18 protein-coding genes are annotated in these 19,827 nt (G+C 44.7%); 13 read left to right on the top strand and 5 right to left on the bottom strand.

The window, feature by feature from the left end; all coding sequences use genetic code 11:
• The first annotated feature begins 11 nt into the window (after positions 1–11).
• The 8 genes from CIK89_RS11620 to CIK89_RS11655 all read left to right on the top strand — a co-directional run bounded on the left by CIK89_RS11620 (position 12) and on the right by CIK89_RS11655 (position 8,467).
• Positions 12–968 (top strand): DUF6175 family protein, encoded by a 957-nt coding sequence (locus CIK89_RS11620; protein ID WP_094391529.1) that lies wholly within the window; start codon positions 12–14, stop codon positions 966–968.
• 12 nt (positions 969–980) lie between these two features.
• Complete coding sequence (locus tag CIK89_RS11625; protein WP_094391530.1) at positions 981–1,919, top strand: hypothetical protein; 939 nt, start codon at positions 981–983, stop codon at positions 1,917–1,919.
• A 60-nt stretch (positions 1,920–1,979) separates the two neighbouring features.
• On the top strand, positions 1,980–2,693 hold the full coding sequence (locus CIK89_RS11630; protein WP_144007229.1) for a hypothetical protein: 714 nt from the start codon (positions 1,980–1,982) through the stop codon (positions 2,691–2,693).
• Between the two features lie 10 nt (positions 2,694–2,703).
• Complete coding sequence (locus CIK89_RS11635; protein WP_094391532.1) at positions 2,704–4,209, top strand: WG repeat-containing protein; 1,506 nt, start codon at positions 2,704–2,706, stop codon at positions 4,207–4,209.
• An 11-nt stretch (positions 4,210–4,220) separates the two neighbouring features.
• Positions 4,221–5,432: a hypothetical protein gene (locus CIK89_RS11640; protein WP_254046286.1), complete on the top strand. Its 1,212-nt coding sequence runs from the start codon at positions 4,221–4,223 to the stop codon at positions 5,430–5,432.
• A 161-nt stretch (positions 5,433–5,593) separates the two neighbouring features.
• Positions 5,594–6,889, top strand: coding sequence for an SEL1-like repeat protein (locus CIK89_RS11645; protein ID WP_158215024.1), 1,296 nt, complete (start codon positions 5,594–5,596; stop codon positions 6,887–6,889).
• Positions 6,890–6,934: 45 nt separating this feature from the next.
• Positions 6,935–7,507, top strand: a complete 573-nt coding sequence (locus tag CIK89_RS11650; protein WP_094391534.1) for a porin family protein — start codon at positions 6,935–6,937, stop codon at positions 7,505–7,507.
• A 351-nt stretch (positions 7,508–7,858) separates the two neighbouring features.
• Positions 7,859–8,467, top strand: a complete 609-nt coding sequence (locus CIK89_RS11655) for a zinc ribbon domain-containing protein (RefSeq protein WP_254046678.1) — start codon at positions 7,859–7,861, stop codon at positions 8,465–8,467.
• Positions 8,468–9,022: 555 nt separating this feature from the next.
• Here CIK89_RS11655 and CIK89_RS11660 read toward each other — a convergent pair.
• Positions 9,023–9,973: a carbohydrate kinase gene (locus tag CIK89_RS11660; protein ID WP_094391535.1), complete on the bottom strand. Its 951-nt coding sequence runs from the start codon at positions 9,971–9,973 to the stop codon at positions 9,023–9,025.
• Between the two features lie 234 nt (positions 9,974–10,207).
• Between CIK89_RS11660 and CIK89_RS11665 the strand changes: the two genes are divergently transcribed.
• On the top strand, positions 10,208–11,464 hold the full coding sequence (locus tag CIK89_RS11665) for a pitrilysin family protein (RefSeq protein ID WP_094391536.1): 1,257 nt from the start codon (positions 10,208–10,210) through the stop codon (positions 11,462–11,464).
• Between the two features lie 128 nt (positions 11,465–11,592).
• Here the strand turns inward: CIK89_RS11665 and CIK89_RS11670 are convergent, their stop codons facing one another.
• The gene (locus CIK89_RS11670) at positions 11,593–12,609 is read right to left on the bottom strand and encodes a glycoside hydrolase family 43 protein (protein ID WP_094391537.1); all 1,017 of its coding nucleotides are present in this window, start codon (positions 12,607–12,609) and stop codon (positions 11,593–11,595) included.
• A gap of 26 nt (positions 12,610–12,635) precedes the next feature.
• Positions 12,636–13,859 (bottom strand): endo-1,4-beta-xylanase, encoded by a 1,224-nt coding sequence (locus tag CIK89_RS11675; protein ID WP_094391538.1) that lies wholly within the window; start codon positions 13,857–13,859, stop codon positions 12,636–12,638.
• Positions 13,860–14,039: 180 nt separating this feature from the next.
• Between CIK89_RS11675 and CIK89_RS11680 the strand changes: the two genes are divergently transcribed.
• Positions 14,040–15,977: a sialate O-acetylesterase gene (locus CIK89_RS11680; RefSeq protein ID WP_094391539.1), complete on the top strand. Its 1,938-nt coding sequence runs from the start codon at positions 14,040–14,042 to the stop codon at positions 15,975–15,977.
• Between the two features lie 305 nt (positions 15,978–16,282).
• Here the strand turns inward: CIK89_RS11680 and CIK89_RS11685 are convergent, their stop codons facing one another.
• On the bottom strand, positions 16,283–17,698 hold the full coding sequence (locus tag CIK89_RS11685; RefSeq protein WP_094391540.1) for an MFS transporter: 1,416 nt from the start codon (positions 17,696–17,698) through the stop codon (positions 16,283–16,285).
• 332 nt (positions 17,699–18,030) lie between these two features.
• Here CIK89_RS11685 and CIK89_RS11690 point away from each other — a divergent pair, with 332 nt between their 5' ends.
• The 3 genes from CIK89_RS11690 to CIK89_RS13625 all read left to right on the top strand — a co-directional run bounded on the left by CIK89_RS11690 (position 18,031) and on the right by CIK89_RS13625 (position 19,332).
• Positions 18,031–18,450 (top strand): hypothetical protein, encoded by a 420-nt coding sequence (locus CIK89_RS11690; protein ID WP_094391541.1) that lies wholly within the window; start codon positions 18,031–18,033, stop codon positions 18,448–18,450.
• An 88-nt stretch (positions 18,451–18,538) separates the two neighbouring features.
• Positions 18,539–18,979 (top strand): D-Ala-D-Ala carboxypeptidase family metallohydrolase, encoded by a 441-nt coding sequence (locus tag CIK89_RS11695; protein WP_094391542.1) that lies wholly within the window; start codon positions 18,539–18,541, stop codon positions 18,977–18,979.
• 248 nt (positions 18,980–19,227) lie between these two features.
• Positions 19,228–19,332, top strand: a complete 105-nt coding sequence (locus CIK89_RS13625; protein WP_254046679.1) for a smalltalk protein — start codon at positions 19,228–19,230, stop codon at positions 19,330–19,332.
• A 164-nt stretch (positions 19,333–19,496) separates the two neighbouring features.
• Here CIK89_RS13625 and CIK89_RS13630 read toward each other — a convergent pair whose 3' ends face one another.
• A complete protein-coding gene (locus CIK89_RS13630; protein WP_158215025.1) occupies positions 19,497–19,781 on the bottom strand; it encodes a hypothetical protein in 285 nt (94 codons plus the stop codon).
• Between the last annotated feature and the right edge of the window lie 46 nt (positions 19,782–19,827).

The raw sequence follows: 19,827 nt of genomic DNA on the forward strand, positions 1-19,827 counted from the left end.
ACGCTATAATAATGAACACAAGGATTAACATTATACTGATAGCATTGTTGGCAATTGCCATGCCATCGTTCGGACAGGCCAAACTGCCGAAATTGATGGTTGTGCCAAGTGATGTCTGGTGTAACGAACACCATTGTATGGATACTGTAGATGTGATGGGCATCAAGGAAATGATTCCCAACTATAAGAAGGCACTACAGGAAAACCGCGACCTGATGGCGGTCATCTCCAAAATCAATACACTCATGGCAGAACGTGGTTTCCCTTTGCAGGACCTCTCACAGACCATCAAAAGTATAGAACGTCTCAATCAAGAGAACAGTGTGATGCGTACCAAGACCTCAGGTGCTGGTTTGGCAGAGAGTCCTGTTGATCGTTTGCGTCGCACGGCTCGTGCCGACATTATCTTAGAAGTAGATTGGGGAGTGAATGTCAATGGACCGAAACGTTCCATTACCTACAATCTCCGCGGACTCGATGCCTATAGTAACAAGCAGGTTGCTGGTGCAGAAGGAACTGGAGCACCATCATTCTCTGCAGAAGTTCCAGTGCTCATAGAAGAGGCGGTGCAAGACCACATGGACAGTTTCACATCTCTGCTCCGCCAGCACTTCGATGACCTTCTTGCCAAAGGCCGCGAGGTTGTTATCGAATTACAGATTCCAGACAACGGACAAGAACTCGATTTCGAAACAGAGTATGACGGTAAGGAACTCGGCGAACTGATTACCGAATGGATGGCAAACAATACCGTAGAACATCGTTTCAACAAGAGCGATGCCACCGAAAACTATCTGCTCTTCGATCAAGTTCGCATCCCACTCTACCACACCAACGGTATGGCTATGGATGCAGAAGGTTTTGCACGCGAACTACGTAAATATCTGAAAGGAGCCCCACGCAACATATCCACAAAAGTAGTCAACCGTGGACTGGGTCGCTGTCTGCTTATTGTTGGAGAAAAATAAAGTATTACGACTATGAAGAAATATATTGCATCGTTTATCATAGCCTGCACAACGGCACTTTCCGTTCAGGCTCAAGAGTGCAGTCTGCCTATTGGCATTGCATTCCAGTCTGGTGCGTCTGCCATTCCAGTATCTTACCAACGAGTGGTAGCAGGCAAACTGCGCCAGTTATTGACAACGAATGGTGTATCGGCAATGGCAGGACTCCATAGCTTTGCATTGGTCCCTGAATATGAAATCATAGGCAAGAGCATCACAGCAGGTCCTCCCCGCCAAACAGTCTGTCAGATACAACTCAACCTAAAGGTGCTCAACGCTGACGATGGTGTTGTATTCTCGGCATATACCACTCAACTCGATGGTGTCGGTCAGAGTGATGCTGCCGCATTCAGCGATGCCGTAAAACGGCTGACGCCACGTCATCAAGGATTGTCAGACTTCATTGCTCAATCACAAAAAAAGATTGTTGCATACTATGATGCACAAGCAGACCGTATCATTGCCCGTGCCAAGATGCTGGACCAAACCCGTAAGTATGATGAAGCCATCTACGAGTTGCTCATTATTCCCGAATGTGCAGCAGCCTATGATCGTGCGCTATCATGTGTCAAAGAAGTATGGCAACATCGTATCAACACCGAAGGCGAACGACTATTGACCAAAGCCGTTGCTGTTTGGTCTGGTCGTACAAATAGTGATGCTGCTATCGAAGCCGCCAATCTGTTGGCAGAGATAGATCCCGAATCATCAAGTTATGAGGCTGCTATCAAACTTCTTGAGGAAATCAAAGAGAAGGCTGAACTGAATACGCCATGGGATATTGCACTAAAAGTCATGGACGACAACATCGATATGGAGCAACGTCGCCTCGATGCTTCCAAGGAAGTAGCTAAAGCCTACGCAGAGAACATGCCACAGACAGAGACCAAACTTCTATTCTTAGATAAATAAAACTAATTTTTCAATATATATAAAAACAGATATCAATATTACAATAACCTCAAAAAAATTATGATTATGAAGAAAATTATGCTTTCAATTATCGCTTTAGTTTCATCGATATCAATGGTTCAGGCACAGACATACAAAATTGGTGACGTCTATGACAAAGGCGGTGTAAAGGGTGTTGTGTTCTACGTAGATGACAGTGGGGAACACGGTCTGTTAGTAAGTCCTTCCGGTTTTGAGGGCAAATGGTGTAAAAAAGAGCAAGCAAATAACACAATCAATTGTTATGACGAAAAAGACGGTGCCGTAAATATGGAAACCATTGCCACATACATCAAAGACAATGATGCTTCATGGGACGAATTTCCTCTGTTTCAATGGGCTCGTAGTTTAGGAGAAGGTTGGTACATTCCTGCAAGTGATGAGCTCAAGCTCTTAGCCAAAGCCATTAACGGTGGTGAAGAATACAGCGAAAAGAATATCAACAAATTCGCCAAGATCTTAAAAAAGGAAAAAGGCAAAGGATTTATCAACAAGGGGTTTGGACATTCTGATGACTTTATGAATATTTACTCTTCCACTGAAATGCGAGATTCCAACGGTTTGGTTTTTACGCTCTTTTTCCAAGAGTCATCTGGCAGTAAGTTTGGAACAGCCATGCTGGGCAAATTTGCTAAGCGTAAAGGAAAACTTATTCTTGCTGGTCAATATAAGAATATACTTACTGGCGGTTTGACCATCAAGACTGATTTCGGTCGCGCCGTTCATAAATTCTAAAATAACACGTATGCCTTATCACAGACTTTTCTGTATCGTATTTTTGTGCATGACCCTATTGATGGGTCGTGCACAAAACCTCACAAAAATACAAACGGACGAGAAATGGGGCTTCATGAAGACAGACAGCACCATAGCTGTGCCTTGTATTTACGATGAGGTATATCCGTTTGTCGATAATATTGCCATCGTTCGCAAGGACACATTATGGGGGTTTGTAGATACAAAAGGTACAGAGAAAGACATTCGCTATACCCAAATCAGTACCTTTGGTAACAATGGCATGTACAAAGCTTTGTACAATAAAAAATGGACGTTACTGGACTTACATGGCAATCCTCTGCCCAACAGTCAACAGTATGACATCATATTACCTGTACATAAAGGAGTAGCTATTGTTGTCAACGACAAGAAACGTGGTCTTGTTGATGGAGTTGGAAACATCATCCTTCGTCCGCAATATGAGGCTTTAGAATGTGGCGAATACATTATATTCAGCAAGCAATCCGACAAACCGGGCAGTTCCATCGGCATGTGCGACTACCAAGGTCGCATGATCTTGCCTGAAGGAATTCTTATGTCTGGCTATCCCCCCTCAGACGACATCATTTTAGGAAAAGTCTGGAATAAAGACGGCAAAGGAACCTCGTTTGCCTTTTATAATATCAATACAAAACAAACCACGATACTACCATCGCCGTTTGGCATTGTCTATAATGAATTCAAGAATGGTTATTGCCTTGTTAAAGAGTCTGGAAATCGTTCTTATTTCATTGACAAGACGGGCAAGAAAGTTTCTCCTGACTATGAAATGGTTGGAGCCAGAAGCGAAGGGCACTATGTCGTGAAACTAAATGGTAAATATGGAGTGATTGACTCGCTGATTCATGAAACGATTCCATGCAAGTACGATGAGGGTGGAACATATATCAGCGAAGGACTATGGAACACCATGAGCGATGACGAATGGGGTTATCTTAATATGATGGGGCAGCAAGCCATCCCATTTGAATATGAATTCACCCAACCATTCTTCAAAGGCCATGCCTATATTGGTGAACTCATTGATGGCGATGTGCGCTTCGGACTTATCAATAGGAATGGCAATATGGTGCTACCTATCAAATGGAAGAATATCAAATACACACTCAACAACAAGGGGGAAATGAATGCCGTATGGCTGACCGCAGATTCTGTATATTGCCGGCTCGACACCAAGACCATGAAATACAGCTACCAACAATCAGGTTTCAACGATGTAGAGTTCGATAATCAAGGTAACACCCTTGTAAGACAAGGCGAGTTTTGGGGATGTGTCGATACTGATGGCAACCAATGCATACCAGCCCGCATACCAACAAAAGAAATGATTATAAGCATACTTGACAAGATGCAGAAGGAAGGAAAGAAACAACTCGATTACACCGAGACCTATCGAAACAGCATCTATGCTAACGAGAAACGAAACTACTGGAATTTGCGAAGCCAGATACCAGAAAACATGTGGGACTACTAATTTTCAGAACAATGATAAAACGAATACATATTCTCTTAGCTGTAGCTTGTGTGTCACTGCCAATGAAAGCACAAGACCAACAGGAGCTGAAATACAGACGCAGTTCCATCTATAGCATGATGGTAAAACATGTCAATCAAGATTTTGCTGAAGATATCAGCAAGGTATTTATTGACATGCCGACCCCTGATAAATATAACAACCATGATCTGAGTGTCAAAGTGGTCAGTGTGCCAGAAAAGAAACTGGACGAAAATTCAGACATAACCAGTTTTCTGAAACGACATGTGATTGGTAGCCGTTTGGTTGCCAGATGGTTCAACCGTGATATCATTACTGGTAAGTGCAACATGGAACTGGTAAAAGAACGGGGGCTGTATAATGCCAATGAATTCGACAAAGAACTTGCTCGCCATTCGCAACGTGGTAATGCGTTACTGGAAGATGCAGGAGAAGACCTGATAGGCAACACCTTCGTTCTGGTCAACGATATCCGATATATCGACCGTTCGAAAGGCTCTTCCATTGTGGGCAGTATTCTTCGCATAGGCGGTTCGATCATGGATATTGCCAATGGCGGAAATACAAATTATTCAGAGAACATGGAGAGTCTGGCACAGATTGCAGAAAGCTATAAAGGCTTTAAGGTGAAGATTCATACATTTCTGTATCGCTTGGTATGGGAAAAGGAGACTGCCAACAAATTCTACCGCCAATACTACGCGGTTGGCAATGATGAAGAAAAACGCTTGGCATTTGACAAAAACCGAGAACTCTTTACCCTCGAATATGTAGGCGAACAGGAGAGTAGCGGTAGCAATGTCTCATTCATGGGTATCAACGAAGACGAACCATTGCTCATGGTGCGCAAGGCTTGTCAACGTGCTTTGGACGAAAACGTGGCAAACCTACAGAAAAACTTTGATGTGTTTAAAGTGAAGATTCCTCTTACATCAACTGACCCTATCACAGCTCCCATCGGCATGAAAGAGGGACTTAGCATAGACTCAAAATTCGAAGTGCTGGAGATTACTACTGATGAAGACGGCCGTACTACCTACAAAAGAGTCGGTACCATAAAACCCGTAAAAAACAAAATATGGGACAACCGCTTTATGGCAAAAGAAGAAAAGGCAACAGGTGCTGAACTTGGTCATACAACGTTTGAAAAGTCCAGCGGAGGCAAATTCTATCCTGGCATGTTAATACGCGAAATCAAATAACATAAACTATAACAATTATGAAACAGTTCAAAACTATCACACTAACACTGATTTTCCTCTTCACAGCATCCGCTGTTTCTTGCTATGCAGAAAGCAGTGAATTGAGGAAACTTATAAACAAGGTCAATAAATGCAAGCAGGAGAATGCCACACAGAAAGACATGGCTTCAGCGATAGAGTTGGCAAATAAAGTAATAGAAAAAAATCCCAAAGAGACTGGTGCCGCCTACTATTATCTCGGTGAGATATATGCTCGCACAAATAGTGAAAAAGTCAGAGACTATGAAAAAGCCATGGATTGTTTGCAGAAGTCTCTTCATGCACTTGGACCCAAAAACAAATTAAGAAGCTTTGCACACTATAATATTGGTTTGTTATATTACCAAGGCAAAGGCATGGAACAGAATTACGATTCTGCTTTTGTGCATTTTGAAAAAGCACAGGAACTTAATAAATCACTTATTGCCGGATATGCTGAGATGATAGAATTCGGTTTAGGCACCAACAAAGACCCTGGTTATGCCTTAACCTGCTATGAAGAAGGCATCTCTGCAGGTGAAGATTTTTATGAAAAGGCTTATGCTTTGAGATATGTTATCCAACACATGATAAACAATGATCTCAATGAAGAAGCATATAAAAATTATCAGATGTACATTATAACATGTTCTGCTAAAAACGACGAAAAAGGTTCTTTGAAATATCTGAAAGCATCTTCTGATGCCGGCTTTGTTCCTGCTATGTGCTCATACGCTTCTTATCTACGTCAAGGAGAATTGGTAGAAAAAAATCTGGAAGAGGCTGTCAGACTGTGTAAAGTGGCTTCAGATGCTGGTTACTTACCTGCAATGTTCAATTATGTCTATACATATAAACTTTTCGATAATTCTATTACATTAGAAGAACAGTTCAAACTATACAAGAAATGTGCAGATTTAGGGTTCCCATTGTCACAAACTACAGTAGGCGTTTATTATCTCTATGGATGGGGAGTGAAAGAAAACTTAGAAGAGGCTTACAAATGGAACTTTATTGCTGCAAAACAAGGTGAAAAAAATGCTAAAACAAATCTGCAAAACATCGGAGTTAATCTATCCAAGGAGCAACGAGACACCTTGGAAGTTGAAGCCTTAAAATTGCCGACAAGCAATAAAGAGTCATCCAAACTACTGGCAGAATTATCAAGTATTCCTACATTCGGAAACGATAAGAGCAATGCCGGTGCACAGAAAAGCCAAACCTCTGCCGGTGGTGCGCTCAACGCATCGTTCTATCAAAGTCAATACAACAAATACAGCCGTAAGGCGGAACGGGAGTTGAAATCACCAGAACCGCGTGCCGACTATCTCGCTTCGTTGCAGAAAAACATGTCATCGTTGGCCGAACAAGCCCTTGCAAAGGGTTTCACCATTAATCGCAATACAGAACTTGAACAAGCGACTATAGATAAAAAATAGTTTTCTACCAATAACCAATTTATAAACATTTAAATTTTTACTATTATGAAGAAATTATTAGTTGTAGCAATTCTCGCACTATCTGCAGTAAGTGCTTTCGCACAGGTTGAAGAAGGTAAATCTTACCTGAAAGTATATGGTGGTTATACCAATACGACAAGTAATGCCAGTGATGCCAGTGCAAAATCAGGATTTGTGGGTGGTGCACTTCTCGAATATGCCCTGGGTGATAATGTATCACTCGGCTTTGGAGCTAACTATGCGAAGAAACAGATCAATTTCTGTAGCTCTGGCTACGATCTTGATGTAGCACTGAATTACATCACTGTTCCTATTATTGCACGCTATTATATTGCTGGCGGCCTGTCTGTATACACCGGAGGAGAACTTAGCTATCTGGTATCTGATGATACAAAAGGTACTGGACAATTGGCAGATCATAATAAGTTTAATGTCGGCATTCCTATTGGTGTCGGCTTTGAGTTCAGTCACTTTGTTCTTGAGGCACAATATAGCGCCAGCGTGACTGGTTTCCGCAAAGACATGGATAATAGTGATACCACCAATCCTAAAATTCATGGTTTCCAAGTGACTCTTGGCTACAAGTTCTCTCTATAGCCCAAAAGACCAAGCAATATCTAATAGATAAAAAGTTGCGCAAGACACGAAGCAAGAGTAGAAAACAATGAAAACATAACTTTTGCCCCTGCTGGCAATCCTTTTTATAGGATTTCTCTTGCGACAACAGCTATATTAAATGCAGTCGGAATGGCTGCATTTTTTATTTATACCAAAAGCTATACCATTACCTTTCTATAGATGTCGTCAGTTTTGTGTATCGGTTGCGTAGTTAACAAAGTTTGTATCGCAGATGTGATAGTATATTTGCCATCTTTTCCGTTACGTTAAAATGGTTTGTTCGGAATATCCATACCTTTGCACTTGGATATCAATCAACACTATTATAATATGGATAAGAAAAAAATGAGATTTTGCCAAAGCTGCGGTATGCCGCTGACAGACGATATTCTTGGTACCAATGCCGATGGCAGCAAGAGTGAAGAGTTTTGCATCTACTGCTATAAAGACGGGGCATTTACCGGAAACTACACTATGGAAGAGATGGCAGATTATTGTTCAATGTTTGTAGATGAATACAACAAGAACATGGGAAAACAACTCACAAAGTGTGAATACAAGCAACAACTACTGCAGTGGTTTCCGAAACTCAAGCGATGGAGCATGCCACAGGATGCCATTCCACATGCCGACCATCCCATGAAACAGGTATATATCGACCACATCAATGCACTCGGCATTGACGAACTTCACGTGAACAATCTTTATGTCTTCATGGGGGCTATGGTCAACCAATTCTATACCGTCAATGGCAATACCACCAAACTTCTTAATGATGATGAGGCATATTGGGGAACTCAGATTCAGAAATCAAATGGTCGTTGCTATGGTGTTGCGTGTAATGAGAAGTATATTCTCGTGAGCGAATATAACAAAGATGGTACAGATGCCGAAGTTGTGACCTTAACCCGAATCGACCATGAAGTAGGAAAGAAATAGAATCTACATCGTTCTCGTGCGCACGCATGCGTATGTATGCACGCGCACGCGATGTCGAAAAAAACGACCACTCGACCACCATACAGCATAACTCACTGTAAGTTATTCGTTTATGGTGGTGGTCGATTGTTCTCTGAGTGCTTTTTCGACCACCGATTGACCACCCATCGACCACCATGCGCTTATTGTTGTTAAGATGATGACTGTTTAGACAGCGAAGTAAACCAACAGCGACAACACCTGTTTACAACGTTTGAAAAGACTTGTTTCTTATGTTTGAAAAGACCTGTTTACAACGTTGAAAAGACTTGTTTACAACGTTTGAAAACACCTTTATCAAACGTTGGATAACATCTTTGTCAAACGTTGGATAACACCTTTATCAAACGTTGGATAAAAACATTATCAAGGTTTGTTAGAACCCTGAAAATAATTTCTTTTCAATAATTTCAATATTTCATCACAAGCATATAATAGTTAGCGACCATAAAACCTGATATACAAACTGGAGAAACGGACACTCGTTTCTCCAGTTATATTCGGTTATTTCATGCATCACAAACCATTATTCTGCAAACCTTTCCGCATCTTTTCGCCATATTCCTCCGACACATAATTGTAAATATCCCTACAACACTCTGCCGAGAAATCAAGAGCTGACGATACAAGAGCGTCCCATTGCGATTCGGTAAGCCCTTGGTCAATATGCTGGCGGGTAATGCCATTCTTGATGAGTCCGTAGATGAAACCTGCATTGAAATTGTCGCCGGCACCGATGGTGCTGACCGTTTCGGTGGGCAAAACGGGATATTGCTTGCTGAAACCACTATCACCACGCACCTCAACAGGGTCTGCCGAACGGGTATAGATGAACTTTTTGGTATAGAAGGCTATCTGCGAACGATAAACGGTGTCGGCATCATGCTGGCGGAAAAGTATTTCGAAATCCTCCGAACTGCCACGCACAATGTCTGCCATCTCTAAATTGTCGAGCAGATTGGGCGTCACCTTCATCACCTCGTTCTTATGAGAAGCACGGAAATTGACGTCATAATAAAGTATGGCGCCACGTTGGCGAGCATAGTCAAGGAAGGCATATACCTGAGGACGGATGACAGGATTGAGAGCAAAGAAACTGCCAAAAAGCACGATGTCATCGGCATTAACCTCAGGATAGACATAGTCTATGCGGTCGTGGGGATGGTCTTTATAGAAAATATAGTCGGCATCGTTGTGGTCGTTGAGAAATGCCAACGACAATGGCGACTTTGATTCAGGATAGACATTGACGTAGGAAGCATCGATACCATTGCTTTCCATAAACTTAATGATATTTTGTCCGATACGGTCATTGCCAGTCTCACTAATCATACTCGCCTTCACTCCCGAACGTCCGAGAGAGATGATGGCATTGAAAGTGCTACCACCAGGCAGTGCGCTGATGGGTTTCTCGTCGCGAAAGATGATGTCGAGCACCGTTTCGCCTATTCCTATTACTTTTCGCATAGCATTTGTGTGTTGTTGTTTCTATATAGCAGACAAAGTTAACGCAATTTTGCGTAAATACAAAAAGAAAAAAATATTTTTTATGAACGTTTTCATCGGAACCGAACTGGGTCGAGTTATGTCATGTCGTGAAAACAATGATGAAATCCAACCATTTTTTAATATCCTCCATTCATTTATGGCTTTTTCTCAATTATTAGCTGTAATTTTGCAAACGAAATATTGTTTTTTGAGATGAACAACTATCACACCTATACACTCAACAATGGTCTCCGAGTAATCCATCTGCCATCTGATTCGCCCGTTGTATATTGCGGAATCGGCGTGCGCGCGGGGTCCTGCCAGGAAGAAACGGGCAAAGAAGGCGTTGCCCACTTCTGCGAACACGTAACTTTCAAAGGCACTGCACGACGCTCGGCACTACAGATTCTCAACACACTGGAGCGTGTGGGTGGCGACCTCAATGCCTTTACCAACAAGGAAGACACGGTGTTTTACGCTGCTATACTGCGCGACCACCTGCCCAAGGCGGTAGATTTATTGTGCGACATCGTATTCCACAGCACTTATCCTGATACTGAAGTGGGGCGCGAACTGGATGTGATATGCGACGAAATAGAGAGTTACAACGACTCGCCTGCCGAACTTATCTACGATGACTACGAGAACTTGCTGTTCTGCGGACACCCTTTGGGCCACAACATACTGGGCAGTCGCGACGTGGTGGCACACTTCACTGCCGACGATGCACGTCTGTTCACCAGAAAACACTATCGCCCTGACAATGCCATCTTCTTTGCCTACGGCGATATAGACTTTCAGAAGCTCATCAAACTGCTGGAACGCCACGCTGATGTCATAGGCACAACGGTAGAAAACGGAGAAAAAACGTCCATTTCATCGGGCTCTACAGACCTGTTCGAAACTTATACCGACCCGGGAGAGCATACCCATATCGTGCAACGAAACACCCATCAGGCACACGTCATGCTGGGCTGTCGCACCTTCTGTTTCGATGACAAGCGACGTCTGCCACTCTATCTGCTCAACAACATATTGGGCGGACCAGGCATGAATGCACGCCTCAACCTGTCGCTGCGCGAGCGCAACGGACTGGTATATACCGTAGAAAGCAGCATGGCGAGCTATCACGACACAGGGGTGTGGTCGGTATATTTCGGTTGCGACCACCACGATGTGAAGCGCTGCCTGCGACTGGTTCACCACGAACTGGACCGACTGATGCAGCGTCCGCTCAGTCAACGACAACTGCACGATGCAAAGCAACAGTTGAAAGGACAGATTGCCATAGCCTGCGACAACCGCGAACAGTATGCACTCGACATTGCCAAATCGTATCTGCATTACGGCAAGGAGCGCGACATCGACTTGCTACTCCAGCAGATTGACGCCTTGACCGCCGACCAACTGCTCGATGTGGCACGCTATACGTTTGATTCTGAACGGTTGCAAACACTCATTTACGAATAGAGCTACACAGCGCGTTTCGCCAGAAACTACGGCAGAAACAGCCATCAGACAGTAAGAGGATGCTACGGAGCAAAGGGCTCTATAGCATCCTCTTATACTTAGGATTGGCAGTTGCCAGTATGGTCTGGCTACTCGTTGATAACTTTCTGAATGGTGCCATCCTCATTGTAGAAGAGGCGTTGTACCTTCAGTGAACGCAACCATGTCTTATCGTTGCTGGGCACACAGTCGTGGTAGAAGAGATACCACTGACCCTTGAACTCTACGATAGAATGGTGAGTGGTCCATCCCACAACAGGATCGAGTATCACACCCTGATAGGTGAACGGTCCGTAAGGATTGTCGCCAATACCATAGCAGAGGTAGTGGGAGTCACCAGTAGAATATGAGAAATAGTACTTACCATTATACTTGTGCATCCACGATGCCTCGAAGAAACGGTGAGGATCGTCGGCCTTAAGGGGCTGTCCGTCTTTGTCAACCACAAGAACTGGGCGTGGTGCTTCAGCAAACTGCTTCACATCGTCGCTCATGCGAACCACACGACTGGGCAGTGCCGGTGTACCTTCCTGCAATACCAACGGAGTTTTTTTGTCGGGAGCCGGGCCCATCACAACGCCCTGCTCACCTGGAACGGGAGTTACGCCATTGTCGCCGTACCACTGAAGCTGTCCGCCCCAAAGTCCGCCGAAATAGCAATAAATCTGTCCGTCATCGTCTTTGAATACCGATGGGTCGATACTGAACGAGCCGCGGATGGGCTGTGGTTCCGGCACAAACGGTCCTTCGGGACAATCAGCCACTGCCACACCAAGATGGAAAACGCCATTATAATCTTTTGCAGAGAATATCAGATAGTATTTGCCATCCTTCTCTACCACGTCGTTGTCCCACATCTGCTTCTCTGCCCATGCCACTTGCTCTACATCGAGCACTACGCCATGGTCAGTAGCCTCATCGTTTTCCACATCGTTGAACGACAATACGTGGTAGTCTTTCATTTGGAAATGACCGCCATCATCATCGAAAGCCTCACCGCTCTCCCTATCGTGTGAGGGATAGACGTATAGCTTACCGTTGAACACATTGGCTGAAGGGTCAGCCATATAATCTTTCGGAAATAGGTAACGGGGTAGTTTTGCCATAATAGTCAGTTGTTTTATTAGTTATGTTATTTCTTTGTTTTCTTCTTGCCTTTGGTCTTTGCTGCTGCTTTACAGCAGTCACCACCTTCAGGGCGCACCACATTGATGATGGCTTGGATCTCCGGTTTGGGTTGGTTCTGACGGTCAAAGAGTGTGGCATAATCGGTGCGACCCTTGATGGGGAAGTCGTTTCGCCACGAACAAGCATCGTTCAGACACCAGAAATTGACTCTCAGAATATCGTCGCGATGGCGCACCAACATCTGGAAAAAACGAGTCCAGAAGTCTTCCACCTCTTTCTTCTTCGCTGCAGGGAGACCATCTTTATAGGGATCCATCTCTGGACGATAGGCAAACATATCGGAGATATTGGCACCAGCAAAGCCAAACGGATTGGGCAACACCGACAGATCGAGCTCTGAGAAGAAGGTCTTTACGCCCAAACTGGTAATGGTCTTGATGGAATGTTCGTATTCCTCTACATAGTTGTTATCATCGAGTATGAGATGCCCCTGCATGCCGATGGCGGTAATGGGCAGTCCTTTGCGGATGAGTGGAGCGAAGTATCGAGCTACACCTTCCACCTTTGTCGCCCTATTCATCGAGAAATCGTTGTAGTAAAGTTGGGCTGTTGGGTCTGCCTCATGGGCATATTGGAATGCCAGAGGTATGTAGTCTTCACCCAGAATCTGATAGAAGAGGCTCTTGCGAAGTGTTCCGTCATCCTCAAATCCCTCATTGACCACATCCCAGGCTTCGATTCTTCCTTTGAAATGACTGACGATAGTGGTGATATGCTCGCGCATGCGTTTCTTCAAAACCTCAGGCGAAACGAGGTTCCCTTGTTCGTCATAATGGAACCATGGGGCACATTGCGAGTGCCAAATCAAGCAATGACCCAGCACTTTCAGTCCTGCAGCACGTGCCTTATCTACAAATTGATCGGCAAGCGTAAAGTCATAGACACCCTCTTGGGGGTGGATAACTTCGCATTTCATGCAATTTTCAGCCACTACATAATTGAAATTACGGACGATAACATCCCAATCTATAGTCTGATCGGTATCGATTCCGCCGGTAATAGTCTGATCTGCCAGACTCTTTGAGTTGGCTTTCACCTGCCACTGGTTAACACTTACGCCAGTATTCCAATAGTCACGGTAGGCGTCTTTCAAGGTGATTTGCTGCGCAAAAGCAGCGGTTGCCACGACTGTGGCTGTTGTCAGGAGTGCTGTTCTTAGATGTTTCATTGATGCTTTAAGCGTAGTTTTACGATGCAAAGATAACACTTTTCTGCTTCACTTTCATTTGATGGTGTCACACAATACCACATCATTTGTTTCATTTCGGGATAAACCCATGTTTTTTTTCGTTTTCATCGCTTTTTTTATATAAGTTTGCAAGAGAAAAAACAAAAAACTATAAGACAAATGAAACGAAGACTTTCCACTACTCTCCTTACACTCTTGTGCATCGCCATGAGCGGTACAGCACAAGTGCGACTGCCACAACTCTTTCAAAATGGTATGGTGGTGCAACGCAACAAACCCACCGTAATATGGGGCGATGCCCAACCAGGACAGCAGATAGGCATCAGGCTGCACAAGCAGAAAACGATGGTAACGGCTGATGCCGACGGACATTTTCGTGCCACTCTTGCACCACAGAAGGCTGGCGGACCTTACCAACTGACCATTGGCACTACGGTTATCAATGATGTGATGATTGGCGACGTGTGGTTGTGCGCCGGACAATCGAACATGGATGTCACTATTGAGCGCGTATATCCACAGTATCCCGATGAAATCGACCATTATGAGAACTCCAAGATACGCTATTTCCGCGTACAAACAGATAAGGACACCCATGCTCCGAAAGCCGATGTGCTACCCACAAGTTGGAAACCATTGACACAAGCCAACGTTAAGGGTTTCTCCGCCATCAGTTATTTCCTTGCCAAAAGGATGTTTGAACAAACCGGTGTGGCACAAGGAGTGATCTGCAACTCCTTAGGTGGAACACCCGTCGAGGCTTGGATTTCTGCCGATTCACTACTGTCTGAATTTCCCATAATGGTACAGAAAACCATGCTGTACGATAATCCGGAGATGGTTGCAGCACAGGACAAAGCCAACAATATGGCAAACAACCGATGGTCTGAACTGCTTGACAAGAGCGACAAAGGCATGGCTGAAGGATGGAACAGCGAGGCTTATAACGATAAAGACTGGCGCACCGTGAACCAATACAGCACGCTAACACAAGGCTACCATGGCAACTATAGGGGGTCGCTGTGGCTCCGCCAACACCTCAACATCGACAGCAAGCATGCCGGAAAAGCAGCGCGACTGTTGGTGGGAACCCTCTTCGACATGGATTACACCTTTGTAAATGGTCGCGAGGTGGGACGCACCTATTATCAATATCCGCCACGCCGCTACCAGATTCCTACCGGTTTGCTCCACGAAGGTGACAACGTACTGTCCATACGCTTCATCAGCAAATACGGAATACCCCATTTCATCCACGAAAAACCCTATATGCTCATCTTTGAAGATGGCGACACCCTGCGTCTCAGCGAACAATGGAAAGTGCAGGAAGGAGCATTGATGACAACCTGTCCAAGTGGCGGTACATCCATACAAAACTTGCCTTCGGTGCTTTACAATGCTATGCTCTACCCCTTGGCACCTTATACTATTAATGGTGTGGTGTGGTATCAAGGTGAATCGAATACCGGTGCCAACGATGGATGGGTGGAAGACAATGGCCCTGCCGTATATGGAAAACTGCTGAAAAAGATGATGGGCAACTGGCGCGCACTGTGGAACAACGAACAACTGCCGTTCTGCATCGTGCAATTGGCAAACTTCATGGCGCCCAGCGAACAGCCTCAGCCTCGCTCGGCATGGGCACGACTGCGTGAAGCACAGCGTCTGGTAGCCATCAACGACCCGTTTGCCGAACTGGCAGTAGCCATCGATATGGGTGAAACGGTAGATATCCATCCGTTGCGCAAAAAGGAGGTTGCTGATCGTGTAGGCGCTTGCATGGATCATTTAGTATATGGCAAGAAGGCATGGCTGTCGCCACAACCCGTGAAAGCAACAGCCAACGAGCGCCAAGTAACCGTCAGCTTCAACCAACCCATGCTGTCGGGCGAACAGCCAGAGTTTGAAGTTTGCGACGCTTCAGGCCGTTTTGTCAACGCCAAAGCCACATGCGATGGCACCACAGTCACTATCGAGAGTCCTGTTGCCAACCCTGTCCGCGTGCGTTATGCCTTTAAGGACAACCCATTGAAAGCACGCTTACAATCGGCAAAAGCCGTTCCTGCCAGTCCGTTTGAAATAGCTATCGAACACTAATATTCTTCATTTTTAGCCGATTCCATCGGCATTATATCAATTCGTCAGCCTCATCTGTGATTCCTCAGATGGGGCTGATAGTTGTTTATACAATATGGTGATAGGATGTAGCAAGGACTATTATCACTATCAACAATACCGATTGCTGTTTATATATAATATGGTGTCGCTTTACCACAGAAGGCAGTTCGGTAGATTACAAAAAATAAATAGCGCCTATAAACACTACGGGTCGCATGCCTATGCACACGACCCGTAGTCTATTTCATTAAGCTTGGGCATAAAACCACATGCCACACAGCCTATCAATTTATAGCATCGGCAGTCTCACGCTTTTCAATTTCCATGTTAATCTCATCGATTACATCGTCGGTCAACTCATAACGAGAGATGATAAACATAGCCAAAACCAACAGAACAGCAGGTATCACACATACCAACCAGAGGATTCCTTCCTCGGCAAATGGTGTCTGTTCGACGCTCTTTGGATTATAAGCTACGTAAGCCAAGATAGCAGGAGCAACCACACTGCCGAGTGTCATACCAGCTTTGAAGAATATTCCAGTCAGGGCGTTGACAATACCGGCAATACGCTTTCCGCTCTTGTATTCACCATAAGAGATTACCTCTGGCACCAGTGCCCACATATAACCAGTGGCAACGATAACACCAGTAGATTTCACAAACTGAGCCACATAAACAAGTGTCATGCTTGGTGCATCCATCTTTGCCACAATATAGAGGAAGGCCATACCGATAATGGCAATGCTGAGGAATACATAGAACATATTCTTCTTGCCAATAGCTCTTTTAATCATTGGTACCAATGGCATGAAGATGAATGAAGGCGCCGAACCAAGTCCCATGAATATAGAGAGCTGCTCGGAAGTGCCGTGCATATTGCAGTTCATGAAATAAGCACCGGCAGCATTACCAATACTCATCATAGCAAAGGCTGTGATGAAGAAGAAGGCTATGATACGCAATGGACGGTTATGGAAAAACTCCATCCAAAGGTCGCTGACCTTCACATTGGCACTCTCTTCTGCATTCATTACCACACGTTCCTTACACTGTGTGAAGCAGAACAGCAGCAGCAACAGACCCACCAAAGCATAGATTGTCATCGTGGTAAACCATGCGCCAGGATCTTTAGGCAGTCCTTCCACCTGCTCATCGGTAAAGTAAGCAATGAGCAGTGGCAGACCTGAGCCTACTGCCAGACCACCACAGTTTGCCATAAACATACGCACTGAGGTGAGAATGGTTATCTCGTTGGTGTCGCGGGTCAGTGAAGAGTTGAGCGCACCATAGGGCACATTGATGAAAGTATAGAGCAATGTCATGGCAATGTACGTCACGTAGGCATAGAGCAACGACGGTGCAAAGCCGTTCCAGAAACACAGAATGGCAAAACCCGATAGTGGTATGCCGACATAAACCAGGTATGCCCTGTATTTACCCAATGTAGGATTGTGCTTGTCGATGAGTGCCCCAACAATAGGGTCCCATATCACATTAGCCACATTTCCCACCGTAAACATGACCGATACATCGACAGCATCGAGTCCGTAGATATCGGTGTAGAAGAATAGCAGATACATGCAGGTAGTCTGGAAAATCAGATTCTGAGCTAAATCGCCGGAACCGAAACCGATTCGCTGCAACCACGAAAGCTTATAGAAGCCTTTCGTTTCATTTTGAGATTCAAATTGTGCCATTATTACTTTATAGTTTTATTGTTTTCAAATAGAGTTGGCTTAGTTGCTTGCAAAATTAAAAAATTTGTGGCTGATTACCATTCACAGATGTTACAAATATATTGTACTTTGTTTCATCCATGCCTTACAAAGGCAAAAAAGCTGTTGAAATGGGCTTTATAGCGTGTTATAAACCCATGAGAACAATAAGGAAAATACTAAAGGCGCTATTGCTTAACAGATGTTAATAGAAAACATTTTTTAACTAAGAAAAATAGAAAGTGAACTTATTGTGCACAAACTACAAGTAATTTTGCCACCGAAAAACATTATTCACTATAATCTTTTATACTATGAACTACAATTACAGAACCCCGCTAAACCCTGCTTCGAGCGAGCAGCAGTTGATGATCAAACAACAAAGAAGAATGGCACGTACGAAACTGGCACAAGATTTTTGTCAACTACTAAACAGTCCGAACAGTCCTAACCTGCATTGGAACAGTACCATCAGCGATCTCATGGAGGTGGTACTCCTGGTGTTCCAAGAAGGAAACATCGTCAACAAGACCGGATGTCCCTGCACGTTTAGAGATATGGCAACCGAGATTTGCAACAAACTGCATGTCAAACAGCCCCGCTATGCCCGACGGTGTGCTAACCAGGCCACGCAGCGCAAAGGTGTCAGACAGTGTTCGTTTCTGGACCGTTACCTGTTTACAATGACCAACAACAACGGCGATTCACTACTCAACCAGTATGTGGGACGATGATTACACGGGGCGGGAAATGCCTGCCCAACAATTTTCAATTAACCCAAAAACACACTCTTATCATAACAACCGAATAATTTTTAATATCATGAAAAACACCAAACAAATCCAGTTGAGCGAACATTTCTCGCTCAGAGAGATGACTGCATCGGGCACTGCCATGCAGTTGAACATTGACAACACGCCCGACGAGGCACAAACCGAATGTCTGCGCAACCTATGTCAACAGGTGCTCGAACCGCTGCGAAAGCGCTTTGGAGTCATCAGAGTGACCAGCGGATTCCGCAGCAAACGGTTGAACAACGCGGTTGGCGGTGTGATTTGCTCGCAACACCTGTTGGGTGAGGCAGCCGACCTACACATCAGCAACAGGGAAGTGGGGCGAAAGATGTATGATTACATCCGCAACAACCTGGATTTCGACCAGCTATTGTTCGAACACCGAATGGCAAACGGATGTATTTGGCTACACGTCAGCTACACCAAACGCCATCCCAACCGCCACGATGCACGCCCTGTCTATCTCTAAGCGCCTACTGGCAGAGGGCCTACGAACTATCAATATGCTCGAAAGGCTGTATGCCGGAATCGTGTAACAGCACTGCTGGACACCTGTCTCCCACCCTTATATATAAATAAGGTGTGGGGGGCTTGGCAAAAAACGAGGTATCCTGTGGGGGATAAGACAATTTGCTTTCGCCTCTAAAAAACATTAACTTTGCACCTGCAATCCGGATGCAACGAGATTATCAACAACATGTCTAACTCAAAAACACCATGAAAACAATGAAAAAGAATTGGCAAACCATCATCAAAGCAATTATCGCAGTACTCAGTGCACTACTTGGCGCACTCGGCACCTCAGCCATGTATAACGGCTGATGAACACCTACAAAGGAAGAGGGAAGTCCACAACGGACTTCCCTTTTTTATTGTTTTGATTTCAATATCACCAATACGCTTTGGCAATATCGCTCGCGTCGATTGGCAATATCGCTCGTGTCGATTGGCAATATCGCTCGTGTCGATTGGCAATATCGATTGTGTTATTCAGCAGCGGCAGGTGTTTCGTCGTTTTTCTGCAGTTCGCGATAGATCACAGCATTGAGCGAAACGGCAGCACAGAGTCCTACAATGACAGCGATATGACCTCTTTGTCGCTCATGTCCATTGGACTTCCCGTTTCCCATCCGTTTTGGAGTGATGCTGAAGCCCCACTGACACAGGAAAAGGCAGGGAACGGCAAACCCTTCCCCAAGGATCACTTGTGGAAAGACGATATAGTGACCAAGGACAAATTTTAAGTCCGTAATAAGTAAGAGAATAGGCATAAAAAATCTCCCGCCCAATCCGGACGGGAGATTTTTATGTTGCTTA

Origin of the sequence: Prevotella sp. P4-119, assembly GCF_002251345.1 — a bacterium.
GTDB lineage: Bacteria > Bacteroidota > Bacteroidia > Bacteroidales > Bacteroidaceae > Prevotella.

Coding starts and splice junctions, on each gene's coding strand:
- CIK89_RS11620 (WP_094391529.1), top strand. CDS start 12: ATGAACACAAGGATTAACATTATACTGATAGCATTGTTGGCAATTGCC.
- CIK89_RS11625 (WP_094391530.1), top strand. CDS start 981: ATGAAGAAATATATTGCATCGTTTATCATAGCCTGCACAACGGCACTT.
- CIK89_RS11630 (WP_144007229.1), top strand. CDS start 1,980: ATGATTATGAAGAAAATTATGCTTTCAATTATCGCTTTAGTTTCATCG.
- CIK89_RS11635 (WP_094391532.1), top strand. CDS start 2,704: ATGCCTTATCACAGACTTTTCTGTATCGTATTTTTGTGCATGACCCTA.
- CIK89_RS11640 (WP_254046286.1), top strand. CDS start 4,221: ATGATAAAACGAATACATATTCTCTTAGCTGTAGCTTGTGTGTCACTG.
- CIK89_RS11645 (WP_158215024.1), top strand. CDS start 5,594: ATGGCTTCAGCGATAGAGTTGGCAAATAAAGTAATAGAAAAAAATCCC.
- CIK89_RS11650 (WP_094391534.1), top strand. CDS start 6,935: ATGAAGAAATTATTAGTTGTAGCAATTCTCGCACTATCTGCAGTAAGT.
- CIK89_RS11655 (WP_254046678.1), top strand. CDS start 7,859: ATGGATAAGAAAAAAATGAGATTTTGCCAAAGCTGCGGTATGCCGCTG.
- CIK89_RS11660 (WP_094391535.1), bottom strand. CDS start 9,973: ATGCGAAAAGTAATAGGAATAGGCGAAACGGTGCTCGACATCATCTTT.
- CIK89_RS11665 (WP_094391536.1), top strand. CDS start 10,208: ATGAACAACTATCACACCTATACACTCAACAATGGTCTCCGAGTAATC.
- CIK89_RS11670 (WP_094391537.1), bottom strand. CDS start 12,609: ATGGCAAAACTACCCCGTTACCTATTTCCGAAAGATTATATGGCTGAC.
- CIK89_RS11675 (WP_094391538.1), bottom strand. CDS start 13,859: ATGAAACATCTAAGAACAGCACTCCTGACAACAGCCACAGTCGTGGCA.
- CIK89_RS11680 (WP_094391539.1), top strand. CDS start 14,040: ATGAAACGAAGACTTTCCACTACTCTCCTTACACTCTTGTGCATCGCC.
- CIK89_RS11685 (WP_094391540.1), bottom strand. CDS start 17,698: ATGGCACAATTTGAATCTCAAAATGAAACGAAAGGCTTCTATAAGCTT.
- CIK89_RS11690 (WP_094391541.1), top strand. CDS start 18,031: ATGAACTACAATTACAGAACCCCGCTAAACCCTGCTTCGAGCGAGCAG.
- CIK89_RS11695 (WP_094391542.1), top strand. CDS start 18,539: ATGAAAAACACCAAACAAATCCAGTTGAGCGAACATTTCTCGCTCAGA.
- CIK89_RS13625 (WP_254046679.1), top strand. CDS start 19,228: ATGAAAACAATGAAAAAGAATTGGCAAACCATCATCAAAGCAATTATC.
- CIK89_RS13630 (WP_158215025.1), bottom strand. CDS start 19,781: ATGCCTATTCTCTTACTTATTACGGACTTAAAATTTGTCCTTGGTCAC.